At 67.8% G+C, this 22,451-nt stretch carries 16 protein-coding genes and 2 tRNA genes; 14 read left to right on the forward strand and 4 right to left on the reverse strand.

Annotated features, from left to right (window positions below):
- Positions 1 to 199: 199 nt before the first annotated feature.
- From pepN to glsA, 3 genes are all read right to left on the reverse strand, one after another.
- On the reverse strand, positions 200 to 2,752 hold the full coding sequence (gene pepN / locus AC5RUP_RS14230; RefSeq protein WP_494158672.1) for an aminopeptidase N: 2,553 nt from the start codon (positions 2,750 to 2,752) through the stop codon (positions 200 to 202).
- Between the two features lie 195 nt (positions 2,753 to 2,947).
- Positions 2,948 to 4,501: a glycosyltransferase gene (locus AC5RUP_RS14235; protein ID WP_494154755.1), complete on the reverse strand. Its 1,554-nt coding sequence runs from the start codon at positions 4,499 to 4,501 to the stop codon at positions 2,948 to 2,950.
- A gap of 141 nt (positions 4,502 to 4,642) precedes the next feature.
- Entirely contained in the window at positions 4,643 to 6,445 is a 1,803-nt protein-coding gene (glsA, locus tag AC5RUP_RS14240) for a glutaminase A (protein WP_494158668.1), read from the reverse strand.
- Positions 6,446 to 6,572: 127 nt separating this feature from the next.
- On the opposite strand from glsA, the gene AC5RUP_RS14245 reads away from it, so the two are divergent.
- The 10 genes from AC5RUP_RS14245 (at position 6,573) to AC5RUP_RS14290 (ending at position 15,460) form a co-directional block, all read left to right on the forward strand.
- Positions 6,573 to 7,046 carry a ribose-5-phosphate isomerase gene (locus tag AC5RUP_RS14245; RefSeq protein ID WP_494155005.1) on the forward strand — a complete coding sequence of 158 codons (474 nt, stop codon included), beginning with the start codon at positions 6,573 to 6,575 and terminating at the stop codon, positions 7,044 to 7,046.
- 12 nt (positions 7,047 to 7,058) lie between these two features.
- Positions 7,059 to 7,961: an Fpg/Nei family DNA glycosylase gene (locus tag AC5RUP_RS14250; protein ID WP_494158669.1), complete on the forward strand. Its 903-nt coding sequence runs from the start codon at positions 7,059 to 7,061 to the stop codon at positions 7,959 to 7,961.
- 413 nt (positions 7,962 to 8,374) lie between these two features.
- Positions 8,375 to 8,445: transfer RNA gene (locus AC5RUP_RS14255), tRNA-Gly, on the forward strand.
- Between the two features lie 138 nt (positions 8,446 to 8,583).
- Positions 8,584 to 8,656, forward strand: a tRNA-Pro gene (locus AC5RUP_RS14260).
- 54 nt (positions 8,657 to 8,710) lie between these two features.
- Complete coding sequence (tig, locus tag AC5RUP_RS14265; RefSeq protein WP_494149019.1) at positions 8,711 to 10,150, forward strand: trigger factor; 1,440 nt, start codon at positions 8,711 to 8,713, stop codon at positions 10,148 to 10,150.
- A gap of 372 nt (positions 10,151 to 10,522) precedes the next feature.
- Positions 10,523 to 11,164 carry an ATP-dependent Clp protease proteolytic subunit gene (locus AC5RUP_RS14270; RefSeq protein ID WP_493977439.1) on the forward strand — a complete coding sequence of 214 codons (642 nt, stop codon included), beginning with the start codon at positions 10,523 to 10,525 and terminating at the stop codon, positions 11,162 to 11,164.
- Positions 11,165 to 11,204: 40 nt separating this feature from the next.
- Positions 11,205 to 11,876 carry an ATP-dependent Clp protease proteolytic subunit gene (locus AC5RUP_RS14275; protein WP_493977440.1) on the forward strand — a complete coding sequence of 224 codons (672 nt, stop codon included), beginning with the start codon at positions 11,205 to 11,207 and terminating at the stop codon, positions 11,874 to 11,876.
- Positions 11,877 to 12,076: 200 nt separating this feature from the next.
- Positions 12,077 to 13,369, forward strand: coding sequence for an ATP-dependent Clp protease ATP-binding subunit ClpX (clpX, locus tag AC5RUP_RS14280; RefSeq protein WP_494069170.1), 1,293 nt, complete (start codon positions 12,077 to 12,079; stop codon positions 13,367 to 13,369).
- Between the two features lie 58 nt (positions 13,370 to 13,427).
- Positions 13,428 to 14,720: an ATP-dependent Clp protease ATP-binding subunit ClpX gene (clpX, locus tag AC5RUP_RS14285; protein ID WP_494153514.1), complete on the forward strand. Its 1,293-nt coding sequence runs from the start codon at positions 13,428 to 13,430 to the stop codon at positions 14,718 to 14,720.
- 119 nt (positions 14,721 to 14,839) lie between these two features.
- A complete protein-coding gene (locus AC5RUP_RS14290; protein ID WP_494153513.1) occupies positions 14,840 to 15,460 on the forward strand; it encodes a mycothiol-dependent nitroreductase Rv2466c family protein in 621 nt (206 codons plus the stop codon).
- A 348-nt stretch (positions 15,461 to 15,808) separates the two neighbouring features.
- Here the strand turns inward: AC5RUP_RS14290 and valS are convergent, their stop codons facing one another.
- The gene (gene valS / locus AC5RUP_RS14295; protein WP_494153512.1) at positions 15,809 to 18,433 is read right to left on the reverse strand and encodes a valine--tRNA ligase; all 2,625 of its coding nucleotides are present in this window, start codon (positions 18,431 to 18,433) and stop codon (positions 15,809 to 15,811) included.
- A 140-nt stretch (positions 18,434 to 18,573) separates the two neighbouring features.
- Between valS and AC5RUP_RS14300 the strand changes: the two genes are divergently transcribed.
- The 4 genes from AC5RUP_RS14300 (at position 18,574) to AC5RUP_RS14315 (ending at position 22,339) form a co-directional block, all read left to right on the forward strand.
- Entirely contained in the window at positions 18,574 to 18,942 is a 369-nt protein-coding gene (locus tag AC5RUP_RS14300) for a DUF488 domain-containing protein (protein ID WP_493977445.1), read from the forward strand.
- Between the two features lie 253 nt (positions 18,943 to 19,195).
- Positions 19,196 to 19,507, forward strand: a complete 312-nt coding sequence (locus AC5RUP_RS14305) for a hypothetical protein (RefSeq protein ID WP_494153511.1) — start codon at positions 19,196 to 19,198, stop codon at positions 19,505 to 19,507.
- A gap of 71 nt (positions 19,508 to 19,578) precedes the next feature.
- Entirely contained in the window at positions 19,579 to 20,322 is a 744-nt protein-coding gene (locus AC5RUP_RS14310) for an SDR family oxidoreductase (protein ID WP_494153510.1), read from the forward strand.
- Positions 20,323 to 20,539: 217 nt separating this feature from the next.
- Positions 20,540 to 22,339 carry an HNH endonuclease gene (locus AC5RUP_RS14315; protein WP_494153509.1) on the forward strand — a complete coding sequence of 600 codons (1,800 nt, stop codon included), beginning with the start codon at positions 20,540 to 20,542 and terminating at the stop codon, positions 22,337 to 22,339.
- Positions 22,340 to 22,451 lie beyond the last annotated feature (112 nt).

Genomic DNA, 22,451 nt, shown 5'->3' on the forward strand with positions numbered 1-22,451 from the left:
AGATCCGGCGGCGGGCCGTGCAGTACTCCCGCCGCGTGCTCATGGAACCGTAGGGGCGGCAGATGTCGCGGTGGTGAACGAAAGGCGAACCCCGGAGCGGCGGCGGAGGCAGTGGCGCTGGTGTCCGGGCCTTGCGGAGACGGCGCTGCCCGCCGGAACGGGTGTGTTTCGGCGGGCAGCTATGCGTTGAGGGCGCGGGTTACCGGTCGGCGGCCTGGGCCTTCAGGGCGCGGACGACGCCGTCCTTGTTTTCCAGCACCAGGCGGCGCAGGGCGGGGGAGCGGTCCGCCAGGGACTCCAACCAGGCGTCCGTGGCGTCCACGGTGGCCTGCGTGGACAACTGCGACGGATACAGGCCGACGACGATCTGCTGCGAGAGTTCGTGCGTGCGGGTGTTCCAGATGTCTTCGATGGCGTCGAAGTACTTCGCGGCGTAGGGCTCCAGCAGCGTGGTGTCATGCACGCGGGTGAAGCCGGCGATGACCGACTGCTGGGTGGCATTGGGCAGTTCGCCCTTGACGACGACGGACTCCCAGGCCGCCGCCTTCGCCTCGGCGGTGGGGATGGCGGCCTGCGCCAGGGCGGCGGCGCGCTGGCCGGTGGCGGTCTGGTCCCGCTCGAGTTCCGCGTCGATCTCGGCCTGGCCGAAGCGGCCGCCGGCCACCAGCGAGGTGAGCAGTTCCCAGCGCAGGTCGGCGTCGACGGTCAGCCCCTCCAGCGTGTGCTCGCCGGAGAGCAGCGCGGCCACGGTGTCCAGCTGCCCGCCGGTCTGGGCATGCACGGCGAAGGCCTTGGCGAACTGCAGCTGCGAGTCGGAACCCGCGGCCGCCACTCCGGCCAGTTCCCAGAGCCGGTCGGCGGCGGCGACGGTCAGCCGCTTGCGGTCGTCGGGGTTCACATAGAAGGTCAGCGTGGTGGCCAGTTGCCGCAGCAGCACCAGCACGACCGAGGAGTCCGTCTCGTAGGCGATGTTGTTCAGCACCAGCTCCACGTATTCGCGGGCCGGGGTCTCGCCGTCGCGGGTGGCGTCCCAGGCCGAGCCGAGCACCAGGGTGCGCGGCAGCGACGCGGTGAAGTCCTTCACGTGGCGTTTGGAGGTGGCCAGGGACACCTCGTCCAGCCGGATCTTGGCGTAGGCCAAATCGTCGTCGTTGAGCAGCACCAGCGCCGGACGGGCCAGGCCGGCCAGTTGGGGCACCTCGGTGCGCTCGCCGTCAACATCGAGTTCCTCGCGGTGGGTGCGCACCAGCTTGCCGGCGTCGTCCAGGATGTAGAAGCCGACGGCGAGGCGGTGCGGCCGGATGGTCGGGTAGCCCTCCGGGGCGGTCTGGAGGATGGCGAACGAGGTGATGGCGCCGTCGTCGTCGGTGGAGATCTCCGGACGGAGGGTGTTCACGCCGGCGGTCTCCAGCCACTTGGCGGACCAGTCCTTCAGGTCCCGGCCGCTGGAGGTTTCCAGTTCGCCCAGCAGGTCGGCCAGCTCGGTGTTGCCCCAGGCGTGCTTGCCGAAGTACTCGCGGACGCCGGCCATGAACTCCTCCTGGCCTACCCAGGCCACCAGCTGGCGGAGCACGGAGGCGCCCTTGGCGTAGGTGATGCCGTCGAAGTTGACCTGCACGTCCTCCAGGTCCTTGATCTCCGCGGTGATCGGGTGGGTGGAGGGCAGCTGGTCCTGCCGGTAGGCCCAGGACTTCTCCATCGACGCGAAGGTGGTCCAGGCGCCCTTGTACTCGGTGGCCTCGGCGGCGGCCAGCGTGGACATGAATTCGGCGAAGGACTCGTTCAGCCACAGGTCGTTCCACCAGCGCATGGTCACCAGGTCGCCGAACCACATATGCGCCAGTTCGTGCAGCACGGTGATGGCCCGGCGCTCCACCATGGCGTTGGTGGGGCGGGAGCGGAACACGTAGTTTTCCAGGAAGGTGACCGCGCCGGCGTTCTCCATGGCGCCGGCGTTGAACTCCGGCACAAACAGCTGGTCGTACTTCTCGAAGGGGTACGGGGTGCCGAACTGCTTCTCGTAGAACTCGAAGCCCTGCCGGGTGAGGGTGAAGATGTTCTCCGCGTCCATGTACTGCATCAGCGACTTGCGCGCGAACACGCCCAGCGGGATGGTGCGGCCGTCGGAGCTGGTCAGCTCGCTGCGCACGGACTGGTACGGGCCGGCGATCAGCGCGGTGATGTAGGAGGAGATCCGCGGGGTGGGCTCGAACGCCCAGGTGGCGGACGCATCGCCGTCGTCCGTGGATCCGACGTGCCGGGGCGCCGGGGTGGGGGAGTTGGAGATGACATCCCAGTGCGACGGCGCGGTGACGGTGAAGCGGAAGGCCGCCTTCAGGTCCGGCTGCTCGAAGACGGCGAACATGCGGCGCGAATCCGGCACCTCGAACTGGCTGTAGAGGTAGACCTCGTTGTCCACCGGGTCCACGAAGCGGTGCAGGCCCTCGCCGGTGTTCATGTAGAGCGCGTCGGCGTCGATCTCCAGCACGTTGTGCTCCGCCAGGTCCGGCAGTTGGATGCGCACGCCGTCGGAGACCTCGGCCGGATCCAGCGCCTTGCCGTTGAGCGTGACCGAGCGGACGGTGTCCGTGACGGCGTCGATGAACGTGGAGCCGCCGGGAGTGGCGGTGAAGGTGGCCACGGTGCGCGAGCCGAACACCTTGTCGCCGCGGGTGAGGTCCAGCGTGACGTCGTACGACTCCACGCGGAGCAGTTCGGCGCGGGCGCGCGCTTCGTCACGGGTGAGATTCAAACCTGGCAAGTTCGCCTCCAGAAGTACTTAGTGCCCCGGCTGCGCGGGACCGGACGGGTGTGCGTGGCGGGACGCGATATGAAACAACCCTTGCACAATGTGGCCATTGTCTCACCGCTACGGGGTGGCGCGCAGCAGTTGCGGCAAGAAAGGCGAATAGTTGCGGCCGGAGACGGCGCGGGCGACCCATCGCGGCTATCCACCCGCGAGGACCTTGGTCCACGCCGAGACATAGCCGGATTCGTCGAAGCGTTGCAGGGTTTCGCGGCTGGATCGGGCGAACCGCGAGCGCAGTTCCGGGTCGCGCATCAGCGCCAGGATGCCGTCGGCCAGCGCCTGCCGGTCGCCGAAGGGCACCAGGAAGCCGTTCTCGCCGTGCCGGATGACGTCGCGGGGGCCGTAGTTGGCGTCGAAGGCGGCGACCGGCACGCCGTAGGACATGCTCTCCAGCAGGATCAGCGGGAAGCCCTCCGACGCCGACGTCAGCACCGTGACGCAGGCGGTGGCGTAGATGTCCGACGGGCTGTTGGTGAACGACGGGAAACTGACCGCGGCGTCGACGCCCAGTTCGTCGATGAGCGCCCGGACAGCTCCCTCCTCCTCGTCGCCGTAGCCGAAGCCGAAGACCTCCAGCCGGGCCTGCGGGTTGCCCGCGCGCACCAAGGCGAAGACCCGGATCGCCTCGTCCACCCGTTTCTTCGGGTGCAGCCGGGCCACCATCACCAGCCGGTCCGGATCGGTCGCGTGGCCGGGGTCCGGCTGCTGCGGCGGCGCCAGCTGGCCGATGGTGTGGAGCCGGTCGGCGTGGCCGAACTCGGCGGCGATGTCTTCGCGCTGCGCATCGGTGTGCAGGACCACGCCGTCCCAGCTGTCCAGGTTGTCCAGGAGCCGTCGCCAGTTGCGGCTGACGCCGGACCCCGCCACGTACGGGGGCTCCAGGTGGTTGCTGTGCACCGCGGCGATGCGCCGCAGGTTCGGGTGCCTGACGCTGCAGACCACATCGTCCAGGTTCCGGCCGGGCAGGTTGTTCAAGTTCTCGCGGAATTCCGAGGTCAGCACCGGTGCGTCCTCGCCGGCCAGCAGTTGTTCGAAGGCGTGCCGGTAGAGCTCACCGGGATCCGCGAAGGTGAGGGCATCGCCGTCGTCGCGGGCCACGCCGTCGAACAGGTAGCTGCGCCCCCACTTGGGCGAGCCGGGGTGGTGCGTGATCGTGAGGAAGCAGCGGCCGTCGCGGCCGATCAGGCGCTGGGCGGTGGGCGTCTTGGACGATTCCTGAAAATGCTGGACCAGCACCAGGCAGCCCTGTTCATCCATCTCCTCCCTGCGCAGCCGTGCACGGCTGGGGGCCAGCCGTTCGACCGCGGCCACCGTGCCTTCGGGGTGGAACCGCACGTAGCATTCCTGGATTCCGTCGCGGAAGTACCCGAAGGCCAGCCCGGAGTTGCCGACCGGGACGATGTCGTAGTCGTCCTCGGGCGGAGGCCGGACCGGTTGGCGGGTATCGGTCCCGGGGCTCGGATCCAGCCCGTACAGGACGCTGCGGACCCTGACCTCCGGATGCAGGTGGCCGTCCGCCTTGAGGCCGGCCACATCGCGGGCGAGCCGGTGCTGCAGGCCCAGCACCTCGATCCAGATCTGTTCGGCCGCGCCGTTCCCGGCCAGCGTGTTGGCCCGGGTGCGCACCGCCTTGACCAGGCCGCCGCGCTTGAGCGCCAGGGTGTTGACGGGAAAGTGGGCGGTGAGCGGCACGATGGCATCCTGTCGTCAGGGATGCCGCCATTGTTCCGGCCCGCCGGGCGCTAGTAAAGGGGCGGGTGGCCGCGGATGGCCGCCGCTGCGGCCACGACGGGCGCGGCACCGCCTGGTCAGCGCTGGCCGCCGCGCCGCCTCTCAGGCCTGCGCGGCCGCCACGGTGAGGTCGCGTTGCTCGGCGGCGATCTCCAGCAGCCGTTCGGCCAAGCTCAGGGCCGCGCCCGGGGCGTCCCGACGCAGGCGCGCATAGCCGTCGGGCGTGAGGACCTCCACGCAGACCTTCCCCTCGGCGCGCAGCTGGGTGCGGGACGGAGCGCCGCCGAGGCCCCCGAAGCTGGTTCCGGCGGTGAAATACCGGGCGGCGTGATCGTCCTCGGCGGTTTGATCGTCCCCTGAGGCGTCGGCGGCCGTGCGTGCCTGGCCCTCCATGACGAGGACCAGGCCCGCGGCTGGTCCGCCCGCGGTTACGACGGTCGCCCCGTCGTCGTACGTGCGCCGCTCCAGGTATGCCCCGAGCATCTCGCGCTCGCCGGCGGGCAGGGTCGCCGCCACCGGGTGGTCCTGCAACTGCAGCCGTCCGCCGGTTGCCGGCAGTCCTCCGTGCCGGCCGATGAGGCGGTCTTCGCACCACCGGGCGGCGGCGTCCAGGGACGGGAACGCCCGGGGCCGGTCCGGCGTGCCGGCCTCTTCCGCGGACAGCAACCCGGCCGGGTCCACGAAGACCAGCAGGCAGGGATCCGAGGTTTCCTGCAGCCGGAGGAACATGGTCTTGGTGCGGCTGCCGAGCTCGTCCAGCCGGCTGATGTCGATCACTAAAACCTCGTGCGTGGCGGCCAGGTCGGCGGCCATCCGGATGACCGTTTCCGCCTCGGGAAAGAGCATGTCGCCGTGGACCTCGAGGAAGCGCACCGTGTGGCCGTGTTCGGCCACCACGGACAGTTCCGGCGTCGGGCGAACGCGCGGTGAGGGTTTCCCGGCCAGTGTGTAGTCGCCGCGGATCGTGGACCGGGCACTGCGGGCCGCGTGGATGAAGTGCAGTCCCAGCTCGGCCGACAGCTTGCGGCAGGCCTCGGTGCCGCGGACGCTGTTGCCGTGCTGGTCGAGCCGCGGCGAAAAGACGGCGAGCCCCAGCTGGCCGGGCAGCACCGCCAGGATGCCGCCGCTGACCCCGCTCTTGGCCGGCAGGCCGATGCCCGCCACCCAGTCCCCGGCGTCGTTATACATGCCGCAGGTCGTCATCACGCTGAGCACGTGCTCGGCGATCCGGGGTGTCAGGACCTCCTCGCGGGTGATCGGGTTGACTCCGCGGTTGGCCAGGGTGGCTGCCATGATCCCCAGGTCGCGGCAGGTGACGCTGAGGGAGTTCTGCCGGAAGTACAGGTCCAGGGCGGCCTCGGTGTCGTGTTCGATCACGCCTTGGCTCTTCAGCAGGTAGGCGAGGGCCCGGTTGCGGTCGCCCGTACGGAGCGCGGACTCGTACACCGTCTGGTTCATAACCAGGTCGCGTCCGGCACAGGCCGAATAGTTCAGGCGGAGCTGCTCGAACGCGTCGTCACCGTAGCGGTCGGCCACCAGGGACGAGGCGGCGATGGCCCCGGCGTTGATCAACGCGTTGCGCGGCCGGCCGGTATCCGCTTCCAGGCTGATCTCGTTGTACGCGTCCCCGGAGGGCTCCACATCGATCTTCTCGCGCACGTCCTCGAAGCCGTGCCCGGCCAGCGCCATGGCATAGGTGAAGGGCTTGGAGATCGACTGGATGGAAAATTCAGACCGCGTATCGCCGGCCTCGTAGGTGCATCCGTCGGCCATCGTCATGCTCAGCGCGAGCAGATCCGGATCCTCGACCCCGAGCTCTTCCGGATCGCCGGCCAGCGACCCCTCGGTGTTGCCGGCGAGGCCGGCAAGGACGGATTCGAGGTAGTCACTGATTACTGGCTCCATAGGGGCACACTATCGACGGCGGCCGGGGCCCGACAGGGGGTGCGGCACCGGAATCCGTTCCGCCGGCACCGCTCCAGTAGGCTGGAAGCCGTTATTCGCCCTCCCGCACGCCACAGAAGGACCGTCCATGCGCGTTCACATTGCCACCGACCACGCCGGCCTGGAATTGAGCCACCATCTGATCCAGCATCTGACCGGCCAGGGCCACGACGTCACCGACCACGGCCCCACCGCGTACGACCCGGAGGACGACTACCCCTCGTTCTGCATCCGCGCCGCGCTCGCCGTCGTCGAAGACCAGGCCGCCGGCGTGGAGTCGCTGGGCATCGTGCTCGGCGGCTCGGGCAACGGCGAGCAGATCGCGGCCAACAAGGTCAAGGGCATCCGCGCCGCCCTGGCCTGGAACCTGGACACCGCGAAGCTGGCCCGCGAACACAACGACGCCAACGTCGTCGCCGTCGGCGGCCGCCAACACAGCGTCGAGGAAGCCACCGCCATCATCGAGGCGTTCCTGGCCGAGCCGTTCTCCAACGCCGAGCGCCACGTCCGCCGGATCGGCAAGATCGCCTCCTACGAGACCACCGGCGACATCCCGGCCTAACGGCCGCCGGTCATGCCAGAAGGCCATTCCGTCCACCGCCTGGCCCGCCAGTTCCAGGACGTTTTCGCCGGTCGGAGCCTCGCCGTGTCCAGCCCGCAGGGCCGCTTCGCCGCCGGCGCCGCCCGGCTCGACGGGGCGCGGCTGCTGGCCGCCCGGGCACACGGCAAGCAGCTGTTCCTGGAGTTCGACAACGGACTCCTCCTGCGCGTGCACCTGGGCCTCTACGGGGCGTGGAGCTTCGGCGGGGACGAGAGCTTCCGCGGCGCCTCCAGCATCGGGGCGCCGCGCCGGGTGGGGGAGCAGGAAACGTACGACGACGATGCGCCGGCCGCGTACTCCGGTCCGCCGGAACCGGTGGGCCAGGTGCGCGTCCGGCTGGTGTCGGCCCACGGCTGGGCCGACCTGCGCGGCCCGACCGCCTGCGAGGTGCTCACGCCCACGGAGGCGTCCGCCGTCGTCGGCAGGCTGGGGCCGGACCCGCTGCAGGACGCGGCGGACCGGGGCGCCGAGTTCGTCCGCCGGCTGACCGCGAAGCGCACCGCCGTGGGGCAGTTGCTGATGGACCAGAACGTGGTGGCCGGGGTCGGGAACGTCTACCGTGCGGAGACCCTCTTCCGCCGCGGCCTGAACCCGTGGCTGTCCGGCCAACGGATCCCGCCGGCGGAAGCGGCGCTGTTGTGGGCCGACATCGTGGACATCATGAGCGACGGCGTCCGCGACGGCAAGATCATCACCACCCGCCCCGAACACCGCGACGCCGAGGCCGCCGGCCGGTCGCTGCCGGTCTGGCCGGACAACGCCCACTACGTGTACAAGCGGCAGGGGATGCCGTGCCGGCTGTGCGGGACGCCGGTCGCGGTCACGGAGATGGCCGCGCGCAAGCTGTACTGGTGCCCGACCTGCCAGCGGGCCTGATTGGGCCTGAATGTTCGGGCCGCAGGGTAGCTGCCCGCCTGGCCCGTCGGGCGGCAGGGTTGCTGCAGGCCTGGTTCGTTGTGCCGCAGGGTTGCTGCCCGCCTGGTTCGTTGTGCCGCAGGGTTGCTGCCCGCCTGGTTCGTAGGGCCGCAGCCTGCCTTGCCTACGCCGCCGGCGCGCCCACGTTGCACCCCGAATTTTTTGGCGAGTGCAGGGTTTATCTGTGAGTGCAGGGTCCATAGCCCCTGCACTCACCGCCTAACCCTGCAATGGAGGAGCCGGGGCAGGGGATTGGGGGAGTCGGGGTAGGAGCGCATGGTTTCCGCCGCGCCGCGGCGCCCGCCTCCGCCGCGTCGCGGCGCCCGCCGATTTGTCGAACGGGCCCGCCCTCGTGCTAAAGTTTCATCGTCCTCGGGGATGTAGCTCAATGGTAGAGCCTCAGTCTTCCAAACTGATTACGCGGGTTCGATTCCCGTCATCCCCTCGCGTCAGGGAGGCGGTCCGGCACGGGCCGCCTTTTCTGTTCGCAGCCGATTCAGTCATGCGACATGTGCTGGCGGCGTCCGGTTGCACGGTGATTGTGCCGCAGGCCGGGAATGCCCGTAGACTTGCGTGTGCACTACGGGGCGTAGCGTAGTGGCTAGCGCGCCTGCTTTGGGAGCAGGAGATCGCAGGTTCGAGTCCTGTCGCCCCGACTCTGTATTCTTGGTGCAGATTTAACCCCAATAGCAATCAGGAGTTCTAACGCTGTGAAGAGCGCTGTCGAAAACCTCACCCCTACCCGGGTCAAGCTCAATGTTGAGGTCCCCTTTGAGGAACTGAAGCCCAGCATCGACGCGGCGTACAAGACCATCGCGAGCCAGATCCAGGTTCCGGGCTTCCGCAAGGGCAAGGTTCCGGCGAAGCTGATCGACCAGCGCGTGGGCCGCGGCTACGTGATCGAGACGGCTATCAACGAGGGCCTGAACGGCTTCTACCAGGGCGCCGTCGAAGAGACCGGCATCCGCCCGCTGAGCCGCCCCGAGGTTGAGATCACCGAGGTTCCCGACCCGGCCGCCACCGAGGGCCAGCTCGCCTTCCACGTCGAGGTCGACGTCCGCCCCGAAATCGAGCTGCCCGAGTACGCCGGTCTCGAGGTCACCGTCGAGGCTACCGAGGCCTCCGAGGAAGACATCCAGAAGGCGCTGGACGACCTGCGCGGCCGCTTCGGCACCCTGAAGGCCGTTGACCGTCCGGCCGTTGCCGACGACTTCATCACCATGGACCTGTCCGCCAAGGTGGACGGCGAAGAGGTGGATTCCGCCGCGGACCTGTCCTACCAGGTGGGCGCCGGCACCATGCTTGAGGGCCTGGACGAGGCCGTCACCGCGCTGAGCGCCGGCGAGGACGCCACCTTCGAGACCAAGCTTGCCGGCGGCGAGCACGCCGGCAAGGACGCCACGGTCACAGTGAAGGTCAAGGCCGTCAAGGAGCGCGAGCTTCCCGAGGCCGACGACGACTTCGCCCAGCTGGCCAGCGAGTTCGACACCATTGCCGAGCTGAAGGAAGACCTGGCCAAGCAGGCCGCCGACGCCAAGATCATGGAGCAGGGCGTCGAGGCCCGCGACAAGGTGCTGGACAAGCTGATGGAACTGGTCGAGGTTCCGGTTCCGGACTCCGTCGTCGAAGAGCAGATGGAACAGCACTTCCGCCCGGAGAACAGCCACGGTGAAGACCACGACACCGAGGAGCACCGCGCCGAGGTCCGCGAGAACACCGAGAAGGCCTTCCGCAACGAAATCGTGCTGGACGCCGTGGCCGACAAGGAAGAGCTGGGCGTCAGCCAGGCCGAGCTGATCGACTACATCGTGTCCTCCGCCGGCCAGTACGGCATGGACCCGAACCAGTTCGCGCAGCTGCTGGACCAGTCCGGCCAGGTCGGCATGATGGTGGGCGAGGTCCGCCGCCGCAAGGCCCTGGCCAAGGTGCTGGAGCTGGCCAAGGTCACCGACTCCAACGGCAACGAGGTGGACTTGAGCGACTTCGTCCGCCCCGCCGGCGAAGAAGAGCCCAACGTCGAAGACATGATCCAGGCCGCCGAGGCCGCCAACGCCGAGGCCGGAGAAGCCGAAGCGGACGCTGCCGACACCGAGTCGATCGAAGACACCGACGCCGCCGAAGAGGCCGCCGAGGACGCACCGAAGAAGTAGTAGCGGCGCTGCCGCCTGGACGGACCGCCGGATTCCCTTCACGGGGAACCGGCGGTCCGCCGCTTTAACTCCCGGGAACGACGCCGGCGCCCGGCTCCGGTGCGCGGTTTCCCTCCCGGAGCGGCAGCGCGTGCCGGTGGAACCGGGCCCAGTCAGGGCCGGCCGTGCTCCCCAAAGGTCGCTCCGCCGTCGTCATTTTCTGCTGCCGGCAGAGCGTTTTCCCGCGCCATCACGGGCCTGATGCGCCGTCAGCGAACAGCGCGCCGTGCGGGAGGAATCGGGCAGCGGAACACGTTACTGTCCAAGTAGGTAAACGACCTTAGGGCCACCGGTGACGGTACCGCCCGGGGAAGAAGCGAGAGGTATTTCAGCATGTCGAATGAATCCGCCACTCCGAGAATGGCTTCGGTCGAAGCGGCCAGCCGCGAAGACTACATCTACAACCGCCTGCTCAAAGAGCGCATCATCTGGCTGGGATCCGAGGTGCGCGACGAGAACGCCAACGCCATCTGCTCGCAGCTGCTGCTGCTCTCGGCCGAGGACCCGGAGAAGGACATCTACCTCTACATCAACTCGCCCGGCGGGTCGGTGACCGCCGGCATGGCCATCTACGACACCATGAAGTTCATCCCGAACGACGTGGTGACCGTGGCCACCGGCCTGGCGGCCTCCATGGGCCAGTTCCTGCTGTCCTCGGGCACCAAGGGCAAGCGCTACGCCACCCCGCACGCGCGCATCCTGATGCACCAGCCCTCCGGCGGCATCGGTGGCACGGCCTCCGACATCAAGATCCAGGCCGAGCTGATCCTGCACATGAAGCAGGTCATGGCCGAACTGACCGCCGAGCAGACCGGCCAGTCGGTGGAGCAGATCCTGATCGACAACGACCGCGACAAGTGGTTCACGGCCGAGGAAGGCCTCGCCTACGGCTTCTTCGACAAGATTTCGGCCCACGCCGGCGGCGTCTCCGGCGGCGGCGGGACCCAGAGCGGCTCCGCCTCCCAAGATTCCTGAGCCCACGCGCCACCGACCCGAATACAAGCAGGAGAATCTCATGGACTACAACTTCGGTGCCGCTGCCGGCGGTTTCGCCGCCAACATGCCGCAGAACCGCTATGTGCTGCCCCAGTTCGAGGAGCGCACGCCCTACGGCTTCAAGCGCCAGGACCCCTACACCAAGCTGTTCGAGGACCGGATCATCTTCCTGGGCGTCCAGGTCGACGACGCCTCTGCCGACGACGTCATGGCCCAGCTGCTGGTCCTCGAATCGACGGACCCGGACCGCGACATCACCATCTACATCAACTCGCCGGGCGGGTCGTTCACCGCGATGACCGCGATCTACGACACCATGCAGTACATCCGCCCGGAGATCCAGACCGTCTGCCTGGGCCAGGCGGCCAGTGCCGCGGCCGTGCTGCTGGCAGCGGGTACCCCGGGCAAGCGGCTGGCCCTGCCGAACGCCCGCGTGCTGATCCACCAGCCGGCGCTGGGCGGCGGCGAACACGGACAGGCCTCCGACCTGCAGATCCAGGCCGACGAGGTCATGCGGATGCGCAAGTGGCTGGAGGACGCGCTGGCCATGCATTCGGGCAAGGACGCCGCGCAGGTCAACAAGGACATCGAGCGGGACAAGATCCTCACGGCCGCCGGTGCCTTGGAATACGGGCTGATCGACCAGGTGCTCGACTCCCGCAAGATCCACAAGCCAGCGATCACCAAGTAGATACCGTAAAATAGTCTCAATGCCTGCACTGCCCGTGGCGCGTCATATCGCACCGCGGGCAGTGTTGTTACTGAAACTGTCGGCGCAGTGAATTAGAGTTGTTGTCAGCTGGCCTCGGCGGCGCAGCGCCTGCCCGGCAATAATCGGGCGGTGCAGCTGCCGCGGCAAGTTGCCGACGTAGACCAAGTAAGGGGACGGATATGGCTCGCATAGGTGAGAGCGCTGACCTGCTCAAGTGCTCTTTCTGCGGCAAGAGCCAGAAACAGGTCCGCAAGCTGATCGCCGGCCCCGGCGTGTACATCTGCGACGAATGCATCGAGCTCTGCAACGAGATCATCGAAGAGGAGCTGGCCGAGGTGTCGGACCTGGGCAGCTTCGAACTGCCCAAGCCGCGGGAGATCTTCGACTTCCTGCAGGAGTACGTGATCGGCCAGGAGCCCGCCAAGCGGGCGCTGGCGGTGGCGGTTTACAACCACTACAAGCGGATCCAGTCCGGGCATGCGCCCAAGGGGACCGCCAACCTCTCCGATGCCAGCCCGCTGGAGGACGTGGAAGTTTCCAAGTCCAACATCCTGCTGATCGGGCCCACCGGCTGCGGCAAGACCTACCTGGCGCAGACGCTGGCCCGGCGGCTGAACGTGCCGTTCGCCGTCGCGGACGCCACGGCGCTGACCGAAGCCGGCTACGTGGGCGAAGACGTGGAGAACATCCTGCTCAAGCTCATCCAGGCCGCCGATTACGACGTGAAAAAGGCCGAGCAGGGCATCATCTACATCGACGAGATCGACAAGATTTCGCGCAAGAGCGAGAACCCGTCCATCACCCGCGACGTCTCCGGGGAAGGCGTCCAGCAGGCGCTGCTGAAGATCCTCGAGGGCACGGTCGCCTCCGTACCGCCGCAGGGCGGCCGGAAGCATCCGCACCAGGAATTCATCCAGATCGACACCACCAACGTGCTGTTCATCGTCGCCGGCGCCTTCGCCGGGCTGGAGGAGATCATCGGCTCGCGGGCCGGCCGCAAGGGCATCGGCTTCGGCGCCCCGCTCAAGGACGCGGCGGGGGAGAAGGACAGCTACGGCGAGGTCATGCCCGAAGACCTGCTGAAGTTCGGCCTGATCCCGGAGTTCATCGGCCGCCTGCCGGTGATCACCACGGTGTCCAACCTGGACCGCCCGGCCCTGATCAAGATCCTGACCGAACCGAAGAACGCCCTGCTGCGCCAGTACCAGAAGATGTTCCAACTGGACGGGGTGGAACTGAGCTTCGAGCAGGAGGCGCTGGAGGCCGTGGCGGACCTTGCGCTGGAGCGGGGCACCGGCGCCCGCGGGCTGCGCGCGATCATCGAAGAGACATTGCAGCCGGTCATGTTCGACCTGCCCAGCCGCGAGGACATCGCCTCCGTCGTGATCAGCGCGGACGTGGTGCTGAACAAGGCGGAACCGACGCTGATCTCCCACGACGTGGTCGCCAAGCGCCGGAACAAGTCGGCCTGACACTGCACTGCTCCGGACCACCGGACGATCGATCGAGGACCAGACAAGGGGACACACTATGGCCCGGACCGGCGGAAGCGCAGAGCTGCTTACGTGCTCGTTTTGCGGCAAGAGCCAAAAGCAGGTGAAGAAGCTCATCGCCGGCGGCGGCGTATACATTTGCGACGAATGCGTCGGGCTGTGCAACGAACTGCTGGAGGAGGAGTTCGGCGCCGGTGCCGCCTCCGAACTGCTGGAGCTGCCCAAGCCCCGGGAAATCTATGGCTTCCTGCAGGAGTACGTGATCGGCCAGAAACCGGCCAAGCGAGCCCTGGCCGTGGCCGTGTACAACCACTACAAGCGCATCCGCTCCGGCCACGCCGCCCCGGGCAGCGCCGGCCTGGCTGCCGCCGGCGGGCTCCATGATGTGGAAATCGCCAAGTCAAATGTCCTGCTGATCGGCCCCACCGGCTGCGGCAAGACCTACCTGGCGCAGACGCTGGCCCGCCAGCTGAACGTGCCGTTCGCGGTGGCGGACGCCACGTCGCTGACCGAAGCCGGATATGTGGGCGAGGACGTGGAGAACATCCTGCTCAAGCTGATCCAGGCCGCCGGCAACGACATCAAAAAGGCCGAGCAGGGCATCATCTACATCGACGAGATCGACAAGGTGACCCGCAAGAGCGAGGGCCCCTCGATCACCCGCGACGTCTCCGGCGAAGGCGTGCAGCAGGCCCTGCTGAAGATCCTGGAAGGAACCGTGGCTTCGGTGCCCCCGCAGGGCGGGCGGAAGAACCCGCAGCAGGAGTTCCTCCAGATCGACACCACCAACATCCTCTTCATCGTCGCCGGAGCCTTCGCCGGCCTGGAAGAAATCATCGGCTCGCGGGCCGGACGCAAGGGCATCGGCTTCGGCGCCCCGCTCAAGGACGCCGTCGCCCAGCAGGACAACTACGGCGAAGTCATGCCCGAAGACCTGCTTAAGTTCGGGCTGATCCCGGAGTTCATCGGCCGCCTGCCGGTGATCACCACCGTGGCCGAGCTCGACAAGCCTGCGCTGATCCGGATCCTCACCGAGCCGAAGAACGCGCTGATCCGCCAGTACCAGAAGATGTTCCAGCTGGATGGCGTGGAGCTTTCCTTCGAGCAGGACGCCCTGGAAGCGGTGGCTGAGCTGGCGCTGGAACGCGGCACCGGCGCGCGGGGCCTCCGGGCGATCATGGAAGAAACGCTGCAGCCGATCATGTTCGACCTGCCCGGCCGCGACGACATCGCCACCGCCGTGATTACCGCGGAGACGGTCCTGACTGGGGCTGACCCCACCCTGATCCCGCACGACGTCGAAGCCATCCGCCGCCGCGATTCCGCCTGACCGCCGGTAGCCGGGCGCCGTCGCGGGGTGACGTGCCGGGTCCGCGGAACAAAATCGCCGGAGGGGCAGTTACCCACAACAGTACGTATCACCAGTCCTCAAGAAGGAGCTCTTGCCGTATGTCTGAAAGCGCTGCGCCGTCCACCGTTGACTTCTGGTTCGATCCGGCCTGTCCGTTCGCCTGGATCACGTCCCGCTGGATGCTGGAGGTGGAGAAGGTCCGCGACGTCAAGGTCGACTGGCACGTGATGAGCCTGGCCGTGCTCAACGACGGCCGCGACGAGCTGCCGGAGGAGTACAAGGAGTTCTTGACGAAGGCGTGGGGCCCGGTCCGCGTGATCATCGCCGCCCGTGAACTGCACGGCGAGGTCTACGTGGGGAAGCTCTACGACGCCATGGGCACCCGCATCCACAACGAGGGCAACAAGGACTATGAGTCCGTGACTGCCGCCGCGCTGGAAGAGGTTGGCCTGCCCGCCGACCTGGCCCGTTTCGCCACCTCCGACGAATACGACGAGCAGTTGCGCGCCAGCCATGAAGAAGGCATCTCCAAGGTGGGCGACGAAGTCGGTACGCCCGTCGTGGCCTTTAACGGCAGCGCCTTCTTCGGCCCGGTGCTGACCCGCATCCCGCGCGGCGAAACCGCCGGAAAGATCTTCGACGGCGCCGTGGCGCTGGCCGAGTTCCCGTACTTCTACGAGATCAAGCGCTCCCGGACCACCAGTCCCGAGTTCGACTAGCCGGTGCGGGTCCTGGCGCACGCCTGACCGGCGTCCTCCGCTGGACCCTGAGGCCGGCGGCCGGAACGCTGTGGTTTCGGAAAATAATTTAGCGAAACTATGGCGTGTCGGCTTGCGCAGGAGTATAAATATCTATACGCATCCTCCAAAAGATGCGGGACCGAACACCAAAGATTCAGTGACAAGTAGTGGACCAGTTCCACAAACTGCCAGCCTGTGACGAGGCTCGGAAGACCTGAAGATCGGCGGAGTTCGCGAGACCCAAAGCGTCACCTTTGGATCACAAGAGTCGAAGCCCCACCAACGGCGAAACGCTGATGGGGCTTCCCCTCGTTAACGGGCCCTGTGCTACTCGGCCGGGGCCTCGGCGGCCGCCAGCTCGACCTTCGCCACCGTCAGCTCGCCCTCCGCCTCGCTCAGCAGGACCTCACGCGCATTGCCGGCGGCCTTCAGGTCGCCGAGCCCTGCCTCGAGTTGGGCCACCTGCGCGGCCGATCCGGTGATGGTCGCGGTGAGGACCTCGGTGCGCTGCTTGACCTTGGCCTCGGACTTGGCCTTCCGGATGCCGCCCAGCGCCTGTCCGACCGTCCCGAGCAGCCCCGTGTCGGCGGCGGAGGCAATCGAGGCGAGCCCCGCCGTCGTCGGCCATTCGGCGCGGTGCACCGAACCGGCGCGCCACCAGCTCCAGACCTCTTCGGTGGCGAAGGGCAGGAACGGTGCGAAGAGACGCAGCAGGGCGTCGAGCGTGGTGGCCAGCGTGGCCAGGACCGAGGCCTGCTCCGCCTCGCCGGCGGCACCGTAGGCGCGGTCCTTGATCAGCTCGACGTAGTCGTCGGTGAACGACCAGAAGAAGCTTTCGGTGACCTGCAGGGCGCGCGCATGGTCGTACTTCTCGAACGCGGCCGTCGCGGTCTCCACAACCTCGGCCAGCTGGCCCAGCAGCGACTTGTCCAACGGGTTGGTGACCACGGAGTCGTCGTCGGCAAGCACCGACGCCTCGGTGGCGCCCAGGTTCAGCACGAACTTGGAGGCGTTCAGCAGCTTGATGGCCAGGCGGCGGCCGATCTTCATCTGCGCGACCTCGTAGGCGGTGTCCGCCCCCAGCTTCGCGGAAGCCGCCCAGTAGCGCACCGCGTCCGCGCCGAACTGGTCCAGCACGTCGGTGGGGACCACCACGTTGCCCTTGGACTTGGACATCTTCTTGCGGTCCGGGTCCAGGATCCACCCGGAGAGCGCCGCATGCTTCCACGGCGCGCAGCTGTTCAGCGAGTCGCCGCGCACCACGGTGGAGAACAGCCAGGTGCGGATGATGTCGTGGCCCTGCGGGCGCAGGTCGAACGGGAAGACGTTGTTGAAGAACGACTCGTCCCGGCTCCACTTGCCCACGATCTGCGGCGACAGCGAGGACGTGGCCCAGGTGTCGAGCACGTCGGCGTCGCCGATGAAGCCGCCGGGCTGGTTGCGCTGCGACTCCTCGTAGCCCGGAGCGGGATCAGCGGCCGGGTCCACCGGCAGCATCTCGTCGGAGGGCACCACCGGGTTGTCGTAGTCGGGGTTGCCGGAGGCGTCCAGCGGGTACCAGACCGGAATCGGCACGCCGAAGAAGCGCTGGCGGGAAATGAGCCAGTCGCCGTTGAGGCCTTCGATCCAGTTCTCGTAGCGCGAGCGCATGAACGCCGGATGGAACTCGATCTCCCGGCCCCGGCTGATCAGCCGTTCCCGCCGGTCCGCGTCCCGGCCGCCGTTGCGGATGTACCACTGCCGCGAGGTGACGACCTCCAGCGGCTTGTCGCCCTTTTCGTAGAAGTTGACCGGGTGGGTCATCTTCTGGGGCTCGCCGTCCAGTTCGCCGGCCTCGGACAGCAGCTCCACGATCTTCTCCTTGGCGGAGAAAACGGTCTTGCCGGCCAGCTCGGCGTAGTTCGCCTTGCCCTCCTCGGTGGTGATCCACTCCGGGGTGTCGGCCATGATGCGGCCGTCGCGGCCCACGATGGAGCGGGTGGGCAGCTGCAGCTCCCGCCACCACGTCACGTCGGTCAGGTCGCCGAAGGTACAGACCATGGCGATGCCGGCGCCCTTGTCGGGCTTGGCCAGCGGGTGCGCCTTGACCTCCACCTCCACGCCGAACAGCGGGGACTTCACGGTGGTGCCGAACAGCTTCTGGTAGCGCTCGTCGTCGGGGTTGGCCACCAGTGCCACGCAGGCGGGCAGCAGCTCGGGGCGGGTGGTCTCGATGTGGACCTTTTCGCCGTCGGCGGTTTCGAAGGCGTAGCGGTAGTAGGCGCCGGGCATCTCCCGGTCCTCGAGTTCGGCCTGCGCCACGGCGGTGCGGAACGTGACATCCCAGAGCGTGGGGGCTTCGGCCATGTAGGCGTCGCCGGAGTTCAGGTTGGCCAGGAAGGCGCGCTGGGAAACGGAGCGGGACACGTCGTCGATGGTCCGGTAGGTCAGGTCCCAGTCCACGGACAGGCCCAGGGTGCTGAAGAGGTTCTCGAAGACCTTCTCGTCCTCCACAGCCAGGGTCTCGCAGAGCTCGATGAAGGTCCGGCGCGAGACGACGTCGAAATCGCGCTGGTTCTTCGCCGGCGTGGCCGGCGGCTGGTAATCCGGGTCGTACGCCACCGACGGGTCGCAGCGGACGCCGTAGTAGTTCTGCACCCGGCGCTCGGTAGGCAGGCCGTTGTCGTCCCAGCCCATCGGGTAGAACACGTTCTTGCCGCGCATCCGCTGGTAGCGGGCCAGCACGTCGGTCTGGGTGTAGGAGAACATGTGTCCCACGTGCAGCGAGCCCGAAGCCGTCGGCGGGGGAGTGTCGATCGAGTAGACCTGCTCCCGGGTGGTCTCGGGATTGAACTTGTAGGTCCCCTCCTCGCGCCAGCGCCGGGTCAAGGCATCCTCAAGGCCTTCGAGGGCGGGCTTGTCGGGAACGTTAACGGTGACGGGCGTGTCTGTGCCCGGGGTATGTTCAGCCATGCTGGCCATTCTTTCATGCCGGGCACGGAATGAAGATTCTGGACGACGGCTGCGCAGCACCTGGTTGCCCCGGCTCGCCGCGAAGGCGGGGACGGCGCCCAGACCTACCCGCCGCAGCGGGTCATGCGTAGGATGCGCCCATGGCGAACGTTCACATCAAGCGCGTCTACGAACCCGCAGACGACGGCGACGGCTACCGGGTGCTGGTGGACCGGATCTGGCCGCGGGGCATCAAGAAGGACGGCGCCGGGGTGGACCTCTGGCTGAAGGAGGCGGGAACCTCGGCCGAATTGCGCAAGGAGTTCAGCCACCGGCCGGAGAAATTCGACGCCTTTGCCGTGGCGTACCGGCAGGAACTGGACGGTTCGGAGGCGCTGGAGCGGCTGGTGGAGCTCGCGCGCGAGCAGCCGAAGCTCTGTCTGCTGTACGGGGCCAAGGACAAGGAACACAACCAGGCAGTGGTGCTGCGCGGGATGATTTTGGAGCACCTCGGTGTGGCATCCGGCTGACGTTGCGCGGAACACCCGGGGCTCAAGGAACAGCCGGGGCTTACGGGGCCAAGGCGGGGGCGACGGCGGGGCGCCTCCGGTCAGGAGGCACCGTGCCGGGGGCCTCGCCGCCTTTGCGCTGTCGGCTGCTGCGGGGCTGGCCGTTTCGGTGTCGGGGTGCGGTGCCTCCACGGGGCTTGGGGCGGCACCACCGTGTCTCCCGCCGGAATATTCAGTCAGTCCGACGGAAGCCCGGCCGGGACAGAAGGTCACCGTGGCAGCTGCGGACGCCGACTGCAATCCCCGCTACGGCAGCAATGCGCAGATCGAGGTGATAGTGGTGGACGCGGCGGGAGCGGAAATCATCAACGCCACCGCCCCTATGAACGACGGCGGCGGCTTCAGGTACGCGTTCGAAATCCCGGAACAAGCGGCCGCCGGCGAGGCGGCTGTGACGGCCATGCCCCGCAACATCGACTGGTGCGATGACACCGGTCGGAACAACAGGGTCGCCACGGTTGCCGGCGACCAACTGGAAAGGGCGGCCTGCGCGCTCCCCCTGAAACCGCTTACCATCGCGCGGTGAAGTCGCCCGTCGTCAAGCGTTTGAATGTCACCTCCGAACCACTTTCTTGGTCGGCCGCTACGCTGTGATTCATGACCAGACGCGCAATAGTCACCGGAGCAAGTTCGGGTATCGGGGCAGCTACCGTTCGGGCGCTGCGGGGAAGCGGCTGGGACGTGGTGGCAGTTGCCCGCCGCGCCGAGCGGCTGTCCGCCCTCGCCCGGGAGACCGGCGCCGTCGCCATACCCGCGGACGTCACCGACCAAGCTTCAGTGGACCGGCTCGCAGCTGCGGTCTTGTCCGACGGCGGGATTGACGCGCTGGTCAACATCGCCGGGGGAGCCTTCGGCGTGGACACCATCGGGGAGGGAAAGCCGGCCGATTGGCAGAAGATGTACGAGGTCAACGTCCTCGGCTCCCTGCGCACGATCCAGGCTTTTCTTCCGACTTTGCGCGATAACGGCGAAGGATCGGTAGTGCTGCTGACGTCAACGGCCGGACTGGTGGCCTACGAAGGCGGCGGAGGTTACGTAGCAGCCAAGTTCGCGCAGCACTCGATGGCGAATACCCTGCGCCTGGAAGAAGCGGAACACAACGTGCGCGTGATCGACATCCTGCCCGGCCTGGTGCAGACAGAGGAATTCTCGTTGAACCGGCTCGGCGGTGACCGGCAAGCGGCCGAAAACGTCTACGCCGGTGTGGAGAAACCGCTGCTGGCCGAGGACGTAGCCGGCGTCGTGGCGTACTCACTCAACCTGCCGCATCACGTCAACCTCGACCAGATCGTCATGCGCCCAGTGGCCCAGGCCGCCGCACACAAATTGATCCGGAAGTAGCAACCGCGAAAGACCGGGATTCCCCTCTGGAGCGTGGACGCTTGAGATAGGCACGCAAGATTCTCGCTCGTGCTCCAAAGGAGCCCGCATCCTCCAGAAGCGCCCCTTGTCCTCGAAACATGCCGACTCTCCCTCCACAGGCGAGCGGTGGCGGGGAGTTTTGCACTTACGTCGAAGCTTTGTTCTACCCCGGACGCTCGGTCCGTAGCTTTGAAGTATGGCAGCGGATGTGTTGGACGAGGCACAGGAGCCGGAGGAACAATCCGGCACACCTGCCCTGCCCGAGGGCGGTGCCGGCACCCCTGCCTTGCCCGACGGCGGCGCCGCCAGCCCTGCCGTGCCCGCTCCCGCCGGCCCTTCAGCACCCGGTACCGCCGGCCCAGCAGAATCGGCGGGAGCGGAGCTTGATGCTGATGAGGCCGTGTCTGAGGGTGGGATAGGGCCGGAACCTGCGGTATCACTGCCTGCCCGTGAGTTGTGGGCGGAGGAATGGCAGGAGCTGGGTCCGGCGGAACTGGCCGGTCTGCTCGCCGGGACGGACCCGGGAACCTTGGATGACTGGTCCACCTTGGAGTACCTCAAAGCGGTCCGCAAGCATGAGGCCTGGACCCAGTCGCGGCGGCTGCGGGCAGTGCACCGCATGGCGGCGCTGCGCCCGGCCACCGGCGCCGATAACGGAGCACCGGACGGAATTTCCCGGCACGCCGCCGCCGAACTCGCACCTATCCTTGCCGTGCGTCGCGAGCGGGCGGCTGCCGAACTGTCCGACGCGCAGCAGGTCGGCAGGTACCTGCCCGCCACCCTCAGTGCCTTGGACGCCGGCGAGATTGATTTGTCGCGGGCAGTGGCGATCGCCCGGAAGGGCATGGGCTTGGCGCCGACTGACCTGGCCGACTATGAGGCGAAGGTTGTTCCCGGCGCCGGGACCATCACCCTGGAATCCGTCCAGGCCCGGGCCCGCACCGCCCGCGACCGGCTGCACCCCGAACCCCTCGAGAGCCGGCACCGGGCCGCGAAGGAGCGCCGCACCGTCCACTACCAGCCCCAGGACGACGGGATGGCCGAACTCTACATCCGTACCAGCGCCGACAAGGCGCTGCTCGCCTACAACCTGATGCAGGCCCACGCCCGCAAACTCCAAACGGTCGATGAATCCCGCACCTTGGGCCAGCTCCGTGCCGACGTGTTCACCGACATGCTCCTGCGCTACCCCGGCCACGCCTACCAGCCCGCCGCCGCAGTACAAGGAAGCGACACCGCCGCCTCGACGGCGATGGCGGAAAAATCCGTTGACGCAACTGCCGCGACGGCACGTCAGGGGCCCGGTACCTGCGGTGCCGGGAACGTTACCGCGTCCGTCGCCGTGACCGCGCCCCTTGCAACCCTGCTGCGGCTGTCCGAAGAACCCGGCGACCTCACCGGCTACGGGCCCATCCCGCCGGACATGACCCGCGACCTTGCCGCGCTGGCCAAGTCCTGGCTGATCGTGCTCACCGATGACTACGGCAAGGCAGCCGCCGTCGCCAAAGACTTGCGCCACCCGCCCGAATGGCTCAAACGCCTCGTCCGGCTACGCGACCGCCACTGCCGCGACTTCGGTTGCACCGTCCCTGCGGACCAATGCGAGATCGACCATACGATCGCCTGGGAAGACGGCGGCCAAACAGTCCTGGAAAATCTCAGCGCCAGGTGCAAACCCGGGCACAAAACCAAACACAACGGCGGCGGAACCGTCACCCAAGACAGCGACGGGACCCTGCACTTCACCACCCGCTCCGGCCACACCCACACCACCACCCCCGACGAAGATTGGTCACTGACCTTCCCGACCGCATCCGGATGCGGTGACACCGTAGCGGACGGACATGCAGCCGCCGCCGCGGACGGACATGACGCCGCTAGCGCGGAGGGACATGAAGCCGCTGGCGCGGACGCGATGGAAGCCGGGGGAGAGAACAGCCCGGAGAACCGGAAAGAACTGGGTCCCCCGGACGACTCCCCGCCACCACCCTTCTGAGGGCGTCACAGCAGCACCCGCCCGGGCCGGACTTACAGGCCTGAAGTTGGCGCTGATCCGAAACTTGACGTCGCTTCACGACCGCGCCGCATAGGGGCGCAAAGGCGCGTCG

The organism is Arthrobacter sp. Y3223151, assembly GCF_059091125.1.